12 protein-coding genes are annotated in these 11408 nt (G+C 57.3%); 5 read left to right on the top strand and 7 right to left on the bottom strand.

The genetic code is table 11. The features are described 5' to 3' along the window. The first annotated feature begins 507 nt into the window (after nt 1–507). The 5 genes from VMU57_RS12075 to VMU57_RS12055 are packed head-to-tail and all read left to right on the top strand — an operon-like array spanning nt 508 to nt 5137. Nucleotides 508–2220 (top strand): acyl-CoA carboxylase subunit beta, encoded by a 1713-nt coding sequence (locus VMU57_RS12075; protein ID WP_325383718.1) that lies wholly within the window; start codon nt 508–510, stop codon nt 2218–2220. A 23-nt stretch (nt 2221–2243) separates the two neighbouring features. After that, nucleotides 2244–3104 carry a hydroxymethylglutaryl-CoA lyase gene (locus VMU57_RS12070; protein WP_325383716.1) on the top strand — a complete coding sequence of 287 codons (861 nt, stop codon included), beginning with the start codon at nt 2244–2246 and terminating at the stop codon, nt 3102–3104. 7 nt (nt 3105–3111) lie between these two features. Beyond that, entirely contained in the window at nt 3112–3894 is a 783-nt protein-coding gene (locus VMU57_RS12065; protein WP_325383714.1) for an enoyl-CoA hydratase/isomerase family protein, read from the top strand. Nucleotides 3895–3933: 39 nt separating this feature from the next. Beyond that, nucleotides 3934–4359: a thioesterase family protein gene (locus VMU57_RS12060; protein ID WP_325383712.1), complete on the top strand. Its 426-nt coding sequence runs from the start codon at nt 3934–3936 to the stop codon at nt 4357–4359. Between the two features lie 37 nt (nt 4360–4396). Further along, nucleotides 4397–5137, top strand: a complete 741-nt coding sequence (locus VMU57_RS12055; protein ID WP_325383710.1) for an SDR family oxidoreductase — start codon at nt 4397–4399, stop codon at nt 5135–5137. On the opposite strand, the gene VMU57_RS12050 is transcribed toward VMU57_RS12055, so the two are convergent. The 7 genes from VMU57_RS12050 to VMU57_RS12020 form a co-directional block, all read right to left on the bottom strand. Further along, nucleotides 5094–5546: a cobalamin B12-binding domain-containing protein gene (locus tag VMU57_RS12050; RefSeq protein ID WP_325383708.1), complete on the bottom strand. Its 453-nt coding sequence runs from the start codon at nt 5544–5546 to the stop codon at nt 5094–5096. The two genes, VMU57_RS12055 and VMU57_RS12050, sit on opposite strands and share 44 nt — an antisense overlap. A 36-nt stretch (nt 5547–5582) precedes the next feature. Further along, the gene (locus VMU57_RS12045) at nt 5583–6371 is read right to left on the bottom strand and encodes a glycosyltransferase family 2 protein (protein ID WP_325383706.1); all 789 of its coding nucleotides are present in this window, start codon (nt 6369–6371) and stop codon (nt 5583–5585) included. Nucleotides 6372–6481: 110 nt separating this feature from the next. Beyond that, the gene (locus tag VMU57_RS12040; protein WP_325383704.1) at nt 6482–8869 is read right to left on the bottom strand and encodes an LptF/LptG family permease; all 2388 of its coding nucleotides are present in this window, start codon (nt 8867–8869) and stop codon (nt 6482–6484) included. Nucleotides 8870–8953: 84 nt separating this feature from the next. Continuing rightward, complete coding sequence (locus VMU57_RS12035; protein WP_325383702.1) at nt 8954–10159, bottom strand: acyltransferase; 1206 nt, start codon at nt 10157–10159, stop codon at nt 8954–8956. Between the two features lie 106 nt (nt 10160–10265). Further along, entirely contained in the window at nt 10266–10745 is a 480-nt protein-coding gene (locus tag VMU57_RS12030; RefSeq protein WP_325383700.1) for an SRPBCC domain-containing protein, read from the bottom strand. A gap of 5 nt (nt 10746–10750) precedes the next feature. After that, nucleotides 10751–11122, bottom strand: coding sequence for a metalloregulator ArsR/SmtB family transcription factor (locus VMU57_RS12025; protein WP_325383698.1), 372 nt, complete (start codon nt 11120–11122; stop codon nt 10751–10753). A 76-nt stretch (nt 11123–11198) separates the two neighbouring features. After that, nucleotides 11199–11408: helix-turn-helix domain-containing protein (locus VMU57_RS12020; RefSeq protein WP_325383696.1), on the bottom strand; the 210-nt coding region annotated here is incomplete at its 5' end.

Below are 11408 nucleotides of genomic sequence, written 5' to 3'. Positions count from 1 at the left end.
GTCGTCGGGTTGGGAAGTGAGGGGCATAGAAAGCTATTGTGTTCTTAATATTATTTAAAGCTACCGTCGAAATAGAGAACTAGCATTACTACTGCTGCAATAACTACACCAATCGAAATGAATGTAAGTCGCCGATTGGCGGCAGATTGAACAAGAGGATAGTAACTTCGTTCTGGGCGCTCGGGATTGTATTGAATATCAAAGACGTCATTTCGATGAAGATAATCATCTGTGGGAGACCTGTAATCCCTAAAGTCCCCTGTGTATCTTTCGTTATTCACGCTGTATGAATAGACGACGTTATAGTGTCCGAAATCGTTTCTAGAAGGATCTATCCATTCGACTGAGTAAACGAGACCTCTAGCAGGAAGCCATCCGTCTTTATATTTTCCCATTCGCGAAGAGATAGGAAAATTTCTCTTGCTCATTTTGGGATCTGGACTCTGTTCCATGCGGCCAGTATGACACTGTATCGTGCTATATTGACGAGTTTTTATGGATGGTGTGATGGCGGATGAATTGAAGTTTGAAAATGCGTTAGCCACAAAGCTTGATATGAAGGCCACTCGTTTTGCGGCGAATCGGACGGCATTGCTCACGCTGCTTGGGGCGCTCCGAACGGAACAGGATGCGATTCGGCTCGGTGGCGGGGTTAAGCCGACGGAGGCGCAACATGCCAAGGGACGGCTTACGGTGCGCGAGCGGCTGAAGCTCCTGCTGGACGAAAGAACGGAATTGCTGGAGCTAGGGCTGTGGGCTGCGCATGGAATGTATGAGGAGTACGGCGGCGCTCCCGCGGCGGGAGTAGTGACCGGGCTGGGCCGGGTGAGTGGACGGCTGTGCATGATCGTTGCCAATGATGCGACGGTGAAGGCGGGCGCGTTCTTTCCTATGACGGCGAAGAAGGTGCTGCGCGCTCAGACGATTGCGCTGGAGAACCGCATTCCCACGTTGTACTTGGTGGACTCTGCCGGTGTCTTCCTGCCCTTGCAGGAGGATGTCTTCCCCGATACGGACGACTTTGGCCGGGTCTTCCGCAACAACGCGGTGATGAGTTCGCTGGGGGTGCCGCAGATTACGGCGATTATGGGGATGTGCGTAGCCGGGGGCGCGTATCTGCCGGTGATGACCGATACGGTGCTGATGACCGAGGGCTCGGGGCTGTTTCTGGCGGGGCCGTCGCTGGTGCAGGCGGCGATTGGACAGAAGACCGGCGCGGAGGAACTGGGAGGCGCTTCGATGCACTCGGAGATCTCGGGAACGGTGGACTTCAAGGAGCCGAATGATCATTTGTGCATTGCTCGTTTGCGCTCTCTGGTGGGCAAGCTTGGCTCGCCTGCGAAGGCCCCGTTCAGCGTTGTGGAGTATGACGCTGCCAAAGACGCGCCTAAGTATGCGGCTGAGGATTTGTACGGGTTGATTGATCCTGATCCGGCCAAGGCTGCGACGAATGTGTACGACATGCGCGAGGTCATTGCGCGGATCGTAGATTGCAGCGAGTTCGATGAATACAAGGCGGAGTTTGGCCGGACAGTGCTATGTGGATATGCGCGCATCGGTGGCCGAGCGGTGGGGATTGTCGCCAACCAGAAGGTACACCAGCAGCAGACGGCGCTTGACGGCAGCAAGCGGACGGAGTTTGGCGGCGTCATCTACACAGAGAGCGCGCAGAAGGCGGCGCGGTTCATCATGGATTGTAACCAGAGCCTCATCCCGCTGATCTTCCTGCATGATGTGAATGGCTTCATGGTGGGCAAGGACGCGGAGTGGAGCGGCATCATTCGTGCGGGGGCGAAGATGGTCTCGGCTGTGAGCACAAGCGTGGTGCCGAAGATCACGGTGATCGTCGGCGGCAGCTTTGGCGCAGGGCATTATGCGATGTGCGGCAAGGCATATGACCCGCGATTCCTGTTTGCGTGGCCTACGGCACGGTATGCGGTGATGAGCGGGGCTTCGGCGGCCAATACTCTGGTTGAGGTAAGGGTGAAGCAGATGGAGCGCGGCGGGAAAGTATTGACGGATGCGGACAGGAAGGCTCTGTTTGACGAGATCAAGGCGACGTATGATGCACAGGCCGATCCGAGATATGGTGCTGCAAGATTATGGATTGATGCGATTATCGATCCGGCTTCGACGCGCGAGGTGTTGATGACGGCGTTGGAGGCGGCTAGTTTGAATCCTGAGGTGGCTAAGTTCAATCCCGGGGTTCTGCAGACATGAAAGACTTAGTTATGAGCAATTTGGTGAAGATTATCGAATGTCCGCGGGATGCGTGGCAGGGACTGCCGGTGCATATGGCGCCGGAGGTGAAGGCTGACTATCTGCGCGTGTTGATTGCTACCGGATTCAAGCATATCGATGCGGTGAGCTTTGTTTCGGCGGCGGCGGTGCCGCAGATGGCGGACTCCGAGAAAGTATTGGAGTATCTTGATCCGCCCGATGATGTGGAGATTATCGGCATCGTCGTCAACGCCAAGGGTGCGGAGCGGGCGATCAAGACGGGGAGCGTGCAGACGCTTGGGTTTCCTTATTCGATCTCGCCAGGATTTTTGCAGCGCAACCAGAACCAGACGCTGGAGGAGTCGCTCGATGCGCTGGAGCAGGTGGGAACGCTGGCGTATAAGGCAGGCCTGGATGTGGTGGCGTATATCTCGATGGCCTTCGGCAATCCTTATGGAGAGCCCTGGGACATTGATGAGGTGGTTGCCGCTTGCGATCTGCTGATCGACAGCGGCGTGCGGCAGATCTCGCTGGCGGATACGGTAGGTCTGGCGACTCCGAAGCAGGTGGCGGATGTAGTTGCCGATGTGATGGCCGTTCACGATGAAGTGGAAGTTGGTGTCCACCTGCATGCCCGATATGAAGGTGGGCGAGAGTTGGTGCGGGCGGCGTATAGCGCTGGATGCAGGCGGTTCGATGCAGCGATTGGAGGATTGGGCGGCTGTCCGTTTGCGCAGGATGCGTTGGTGGGGAATCTTCCGACCGAGATGGTGTTAGAGGAGTTGAAGGCTCTGGGCGCAGAGTTGCCGCAGATGCGTCCTTTGGATGGTTTACTTGCTGCGAGTGCGGAGATTTCACGTAAATTTGGGGCGCGGGTCCAGTGAGGGGTTTATGAGCTACGAGACAATTCTGGTTGCGGAAGAAAATGGCGTTCGGGCGATTACGTTGAACAGGCCGGAGCGGCGCAATGCGATGACTCCACAGATGCAGGAGGAGTTGTTGGCTGCGCTCGCGGAGGCTGCCACGGGGAGTTGTCGCGTGATCGTGCTTGCTGGCGCGGGCCCAGCCTTTTGCGCGGGGCTCGACCTGAGTTCGCTGCAGGAGATGAGCGATAGGCCTGCGGCGAAGCATACGGAGGACGCAGCGCGTGTGGCGCGACTCTTCCGCATGATGTATGAGCTGCCGAAGCCGACGATTGCGTCGGTGCATGGCGCGGCGATTGCCGGTGGCGCTGGGTTGGCGACGATCTGCGACTTTACGCTGGCCGTACACGGTGCGAAGTTTGGGTATACCGAGGTCAAGATTGGCTTCGTTCCGGCGTTGGTGGCGGCATTTTTGACGTTGCAGATTGGCGATAAGAGGGCACGAGATTTGCTGCTGACAGGCAGGCTCTTCTCCGCTGAGGAGGCTCACCGGCTCGGATTGGTGGATGAGGTCGTGGTGCATCCGGAGGAGCTGCATGCGCGCACCTATGAGCTTGCGCGATGCCTGAAGTCGAACAGCCCCGAATCGATGGCCGCTACCAAGCGGCTGTTGGCCGTGCAGAACAAGGCGTGGCTCGATACGGCGATTGGACATGCATTGGCGGCGCATGCCGAAACCCGAACCACGCATGACTTTCGCGAAGGCATCGCGTCGTTTCTGGAGAAGCGTAAGCCCATTTGGGGAAAGTAGCGGAGCAGCCTTCAGTAAACTGTAAAGATGACAAAAGCTATGGCAGAGAATCCCTCCGTTGGCGAGACCCGCGTGCGTGTGCGCTACGCGGAGACGGACCAGATGGGGGTGGTCTATCACGCGAACTACCTGATCTGGTTTGAGGTAGGGCGGGTAGAGTTCATCCGTCAGCTGGGCTTGGATTACAAGTCGATGGAGCGTGAAGAAGGCTGCGGGATCGCGGTCGTTGATGCGCGACTGCGGTATAGGCTGCCAGCGCGATATGACGACGAGTTGATTGTGCAGACGCAATTGATTGCAGCTCGGGGAGCGGTGATCCGCTTTGGCTACAAAATCGTGCGTGCAGCCGATGGCGTGTTGCTCTGTGAAGGGGAGACGGTGCATGTTGTGGTGGGTGCCGATATGAAAAAACAGGCTCTTCCAAAGAAATATGCGGAACGTTTCGCCGCGCATCTCATCTCATAAGTGAATCCCAATCAGGGAACACAGTGAGGACATCTCGATGAGTGTTGAAGCGAAAAAGGTTGCGCTGATTACCGGCGCGAACAGGGGCCTTGGGCTGGACACAGCGCGAAAGCTGGGCCAACAGGGCATTACGGTTTTGGTAGCTGCCCGAGATCTGGCGAAGAGCGAGGCGACAGCGGCCACTCTGAAGAAGGAAGGCATCGACGCCAGGGCGATCAAGCTGGATGTGAACAATCCAGCGGACTATGCTGCGGCCGCCAAGTCCATCGAAAAGGACTTCGGGGTGCTAGACATCCTGGTCAATAATGCGGGGATCTTTCTGGACAATCGCGGGCCGAATGAGACCAGCACCACGTCTGAAGATGTTCTACGGAAGACCTTCGACACTAATTTCTTTGCCGTGGTGAGCTTGACCCAGGAATTGCTGCCGCTTTTGCGCAAGAGCAAGGCTGGCCGCATTGTGAACCTGTCGAGCATCCTCGGCTCGCTGACGCTGCATGCGACCAAGGGATCGTACGTCTACGATGCCAAGACGTTTGCCTATAACGCCTCCAAGGCTGCGCTCAATGCCTTCACCATTCATCTCGCCCACGAGCTTGCGAATACGAAGATCAAGGTGAATTCGGCGCATCCCGGCTGGGTGAAGACAGAGATGGGCGGCGAAGGCGCCATGCTCGAAATTGAAGACGGAGTCAAGACTTCAGTTCAGCTGGCCACCCTGCCGGAAGACGGGCCTACGGGCGGCTACTTCCACATGGGTGAAAGCCTGCCCTGGTAAGCAGTCCGCGCGGCTTAACGTTGTTGCGAATAAATTCGACAGTCGTTTCAAGCGGCGTTCCTGGTCCGAAGATGGCCGAGACGCCGCTTTTTCGCAGCCCCTCCGCGTCCTGATCGGGTATGGTGCCCCCGAGGACAACTAGGATGTCTTCAGCTCCCTGTTCGCGCAGCAACGCAGTGATGCGCGGAACGATGACGTTGTGCGCGCCCGAGAGGATGGAGAGGCCGATGCAATCCACGTCTTCCTGGATGGCGGCGGTGACGATCATCTCCGGCGTCTGCCGCAGGCCGGTGTAGATCACTTCCATGCCGGCATCGCGAAGGGCACGGGCGATGATTTTTGCGCCGCGGTCATGCCCGTCAAGGCCAGGCTTGGCTACCAGGACACGAATTGGCGCAGAACGCTCCATTGAGGCGTAAGTATACGCGGCATTGGCGGGCGAGCGTCAGTCCTTCCGTGTGGTCTGCCAGGCCTTGGAGTACTTCCAACTGGCATAGGTGGAGTGGTAGAGATGCATTAGCAGACCCTCGCGGCCATCGAGGATGCCGCCCCGGAAGATATAGTTCCAGACAAAGGTGAAGCCGGGGACAGCCACGATGTTCCAGTAGAACGCTATCCAGGAGCGGCTCGTCTTTCCCTTCTCGATCACAATCTGCGCGCCCAGGGTGCTATACCGGTCCATGTGCTCGATGTAGCTCTCGATGGTGGGATAGGCATGATGGATAAGATCGTGGCGAAGAGTGTCGAGCTCACCGTCGAAGGCAATCGTTTCGTGGACGGGGCGCTCCGTAAATCGCTTACCCGGCGCGAAGTTCGCGGCATGGTGGCGAAAGAGGCGAAGCTTGGTGTCAGGGTAGTAGCCGCCATGTCGCATCCAGCGATTGAGGAATAGATTGCGGCGACGAAGCATGTAGGCATCGGCGCGAGGCTCCCTAATCAATAGAACGCGGATCTCGGTCTGTAGCTCGGGAGAGAGTTCTTCGTCGGCATCGAGCGAGAGCACCCAAGTTCCTGAACACTTCTCGATTGCAGAGTTTTTCTGCGAGGCGAATCCCTTCCACTCCTCGGAGAACACCTTCGTATTCTTGAACGATCGAGCAATTTCAAGGGTTCTGTCCGTCGAGCCGGAGTCCAGAACAATGACTTCGTCGGCAAATTGAACGCTGGCGAGGGTTCGGCCAAGGTTGGCCTCTTCGTTGAGCGTGATGATGGCTACGGACAGAGTTTGCGGCATGGCGTCGCACAGGTATGGCGCTGCGTCCTTCTTAAAATTGGTGCGTTCATTCTGCTGGGCTGATGTGGCTAATGCTATCGCAGATGGTGTTATTTGTCGTGACAGTTCGATTAAGTCGAGCTGCGAAGCAGCAGATAAGTGCCTGCAATGCCGAAGAGAAGGTCAGGCGACCACGCCGCCAACAGGGGCGGCAGCGTGTTGACATTGCCCAGAGCGGTGAAAAGGCCGTCCGTGCCAAGATAAGCGATGGCCAGCACGATGGCGATCGCAACCCCGGTGAGACTTCCTTTTTTTCCCATGGAGAGCGAGAAGGGAATAGCCAGGATAGCCATAATCAATGTGATGAGCGGATAGGCGATTTTACGGTTCAGTTGCACGCTAAGCCGCGTCGTATCAAAGCCGCTCTGCTTCAGGTCGGAGATATAGCGCGAAAGCTCACCGTAAGACATCTCCTGCGACGGGATATTTTCTTTTTTGAAGTAGCCGGGACGCTCGCGAATCTCAGGGAAGGTGGCCACGGTAAAGGGTTGATAGGATGCGACCGTCTCTCCGGCAAAGGTGCGCTGCCAGCCATCGTCGAAGACCCAGCGGTTCACGCGAGAGTCCCATCGCGCGCTGGAGGCGAAGATGCGTCGCTGCAGCGCAAAGGAATGGGGCTCGAACTCGAAGACACTCAGGTTGGCGAAGACGTTCTTGTCCGCGTCGAAGAACTGGTAGTAGAAGATACGCGAGGGCTCGCCTGAGCCCATCGTCTGCCCTGAAATCCATTTGCGGTCTGGCCGCAAAAAGGTCTGGGCGGGTTTGTCCTTGATGACCGAGAGCAACGCTTCCTGGCGGCGATTGGCCGCAGGCAGGTACAGCTCGTCGAAGGCGAACAGACCCGCGGAGATCATCATCGTCACGATCAGCACTGGCGTAATGATGCGGTAGAGGCTGATGCCGGTAGCCTTCATCGCCGTGATCTCGGAGCTTCGGCTCAGCGCCCCAAAGGTGACCAGTACAGCCACCAGCGCGCAGAGCGGAGTGACGTTGTAGAGGATGAAGGGAATGAGATTCAGCAGATACTCGCCCACAATAAAGAGAGGAGTGTGGTTGCGGAAGATGTCACCAATCAGCTCAAAGAAGGTGAAGATGATGGAAAGCGCCGAGAAGCTCGAAAGGATCAGGGCGAAGTTGGCGGCATACTCGCGCATGACGTAGTCGTCGAGCAACAGCGGAAATTGAATGCGGAAGGTGCGGCGAAACCGGCGCAGCGTGGTTGCGATATCCGGGGTGAGATTGCTGGCGACGCTCTCGCTTCCGCCGCGCGAAATCAGCCGCGCGTAGAGCTTATTGATTGAACTGCCAACGTTCGAGAAGATGCCGAGCGCAAGGCTTCCCCGGGACATCTGGTAGAGCAGGACAATACCTGCTGCTGTGAAGATGAAATTGGCTCCCCACACTCCAAGGAAGGGCGAGAGCCTCCCATTTTTCGCGAAGGCCACGCCCACCGACGACAGGAAATAGTAGATGAAGACCAGCAGGATCGTGAGCACGAAGCCAGTCGATTTTCCGCCGCGCTTGGAAGAGAGGCCGAGCGGCACACCGACCAGCATCAACACCAGGCAGGCAAAGGGATAGGAAAACCGCTTGTGGAACTCAATGCGGTAGCTGCGCGCAAGCGTCGTGGGCACGCCGGCCTGACTGCTGCGATGCCAAAGCTCACCTAGAGGAAGGGCAAGGATCGGTGTATCGACGCGGCCCAGGTGAGTATCGGGTGGCGCTTCCGTCTCGATAGGAATGTCCGTTGAGGCGAACGTGATGATGTTGTACTGGTTCGGATTCCCCGCCGTAGTCTCATGCTGGCCGCCGTCGATCAGGTGCAGGCGAATCGTCTGGGCGTCCGCGGTGCCGGGGGTTCCGGCCACGACGATAGCGCGTTCGGCTGTCGTGATGTGCGGCGTGGCCGGCTGTGTGAGATCGGCAAGAAAGACATGGTCCCAGAGCGCAGCCCCGGCGGCGGGCTTCACATTCTGGATATAGAGGACATAGTTGCGGAAATCTTCGTAGAAGACCCTCGGCTGCACCTCGAAGGAGGCCTGCGAAGACTTTAAGGTATCTCCCAACCGCAGCAGACCGGCAGCCGAACGCGGCCCGAGATAAAGAGAATTGAACAGTCCCAATCCCAGCGCCGCGACGGCCACGATGGAGACGATACGCACAAAGCTCATTGCTCCCATGCCGCTGGCGCGCATCGCGGTAATCTCGCTGTCGGAGGCCAGGCGGCTGAGGCCAAGGAGGATGCCGACCAGCACCGCCATCGGAATGGTGTAGGTGATGGCGCTCGGCAGTGTGTAGGCAAAGACCTGGACGACCTGGCCAACGGAGGCCGATTCGCGAACCACCAACTCAAGGATCTTGCCGAGATCGCGCATAAAGAGCACGAAAGTGAAGAGCGTCCCGCCCAGCAGAGCGTAAGAGGTGACCTCGCGGAGAATGTACCGGGTGAAGATGCGCATGGACAGATAGTTGCCTGGATCGAGTTTATCGTGTGCGCAGCCATGCAGGGGAGCAGAAGACCGGCAAAATGGAGAACTCGTGAGCTACACTGCGATGCCGCCCTCGTTTTGAGTCCTGCTACCGGCCTCAAGGACAGAGCCGAGCTTGTCGGAGCTGTCACCAAATCGCCTGCGGAGGAGGCGATTCATTGGATCGGAGAACAAGCGAGCCACGATCTCTCCCAGCAGTCCAGCGATCACGATGACGGCGATGAACAGTGCCGGTATGCTTCGCATGGGCTTGCCTGCTTTGATAAACAAGCCGAACAGAGCGAAGACCACGAAGATATGGGTCAGATAAACCTCATAGCTGCGCTGTCCCAGCTTGAGGAGCGGACTGAGGACGCGCGGGCTCCTCCACTGTGTCTCTGCCGCCACCGCGACGAGCATACAGGTCCCAAGCGCCAAAATCGTCATGTTGAGCCCGTTGCGGCCAAGACCCCAGATATAGGCTCGGATGGAAAAGCAGAGGCTGAAGATAAGTAATATTGCGCCCGAGCTGCCAAGCATCCATAGCTGTACCCGCGAGAAGTGCATTCGCGAAACTACCAGCGCCGTCAGGCAGCCGAGGGCAATCGCGTCCATGCCTCCGAGATAGGAGTACTCCTTCCACACGCCATTGCCGTGGGCGAGTACAGTTCTGCCAAAGGGGCCGAGGACGACAAAAGCCAGCAGCAGCGCTACGAGCAGTTTGCCGCGGCCAAATAATCGACAGACTAGCGGGAAAAAGAGATAGAACATCTCCTCAACTGAGAGCGACCAGAGGATGTCCCATCCGCCCGGAAGATATCCGCGTCGAGCTTCCAGTAGATTAATGTGGAAGGTAAGCGCCGCAAACAGTGCTCGTCCCAGGCCTCCAGTCTTTGCCCGGACGACAAAGCCGTTGAGATGCGCGAGGTGCAGGCCACTCAATATGGCCAGCAACAGGAACAGCAGCGGCCCAATGCGAGCGAAGCGCAGGCGGTAGAAGTCCGGCACGCTGATCGCCGGCAGCGATCCCCAGCGGCGAAGCGTCGTCGAGGTGATGAGAAAGCCCGAGACTACAAAAAACATCTGAACGCCGAACTGGCCGTTCCAAACCAAGGAATAGATAAGCTGAAGGGGAAGTCCCTTGAGGTACGGCACCTTTGCCCCGAGCAATCGCATGTTGACATGGTTCATCAGCACAAAGAAGATTGCGAGGCCGCGGAGGAGGTCTACTCCGTCCAGGCGCTTCCAGCTTCGTTTCAGGTTTGCAGGCTCGGATGGCATGTCCCATCATCTATCAAAAATCGAGGCTGCTTATCCGAATTCAGCTTTGCGGTATTTTACTTCTTAGTGTCATCTTGATCGACGGGTGGTCTGATAGATCAGAGATCTAGCGGCTTCCATGTAGCGTATCGTTCTTCCGTTCCGCATTCTCGCGAATCCTCGTCAGCATGCTGCCCCAGCCTCTGTTGATTTCGACTCCGTCGAGAAGTTGAGCCGGAATCTGTCCCATGGCGCGGTGCACGAACTGCACGCGCGTTAGTCCTTCTACTTCCGACAGCCGGTACTGCACATTGTTGATAGCAGGAAACGACATGAACAGCGGCCCGCACATCTCAATGAGTGTTGGCGGCTTGATGGCCTGCACCGTGCCCCAGAAGTGTCCGGCATTGTTGCCGAGGTCGCGGAACCAGCGGCCGCCGGGCCACGCCTCCAGATGCATGACCAGCGGGGACCCGTCAGGCGTCTCGTTATAAGGACCTATCTGTTCCAGCAGAGTCTCGAAGACGATGTCGATTGAAGCTGCAATCTCTTCCTGTTTGATAATTTCGAGCGTGTGAATTCCTTGTTCTGACGGCTTTGTTGCCATGGTGCTTACTCCTCTCTTTCGGTGGATTGATTTTCGCGGACGATGCGCTGCATCATCTTCTGCTCCGCCCGTTCCTTGACCTTGTCGATCTGGTGCGTCCAGAAGCGTTCATACGTCTTCACCCAGTCGTGCACGGGCTTCAACTCCTTCGGGTTCAGGCGGTACATACGAAGCTGGCCGCGCTTACTTACCGTCACAATGCCAACCTTGCGCAGCACGCTTAGGTGCTTGGAGACGGTGGGCTGTGGCAGCCTAAGTGTCGAAACGACCTCGCCGACGGCATGTTCCCTGCCATCGACAAGTACAGCGATGATCTCGCGCCGTCGAGGCTCGGCGATTGCATTGAAGACGTCTGTGGTAGTTGCGGCGCGTGCCATAAGTAAATAATATCCCTATATAGGAATACGTCAAGCGCAAAAAACAATATCTCGCGATGTCGCTCTGCCCCGATAGTTACGGATTGGCGATGAATCGATAGCCGATGCCACGCACCGTAAGAAGATGCTGTGGGTTTCCCGGATCGTCTTCGATGTAACGGCGCAGGCGCACGATGAAATTGTCGATGGCGCGGGTGTCGGTATCTTCGTGCACCCGCCAAACCTGTTCGAGGATGTCCTTGCGCGGCACGATCTGGCCTTCGCGGTCAGTGAGATAGCGCAGAAG

The organism is Edaphobacter sp., assembly GCF_035532915.1.
In the GTDB taxonomy this organism is placed as follows: domain Bacteria; phylum Acidobacteriota; class Terriglobia; order Terriglobales; family Acidobacteriaceae; genus Edaphobacter.
Note: the sequence above shows the minus strand (reverse complement) of the source record. Positions and strands in the feature narration are given on the sequence as shown.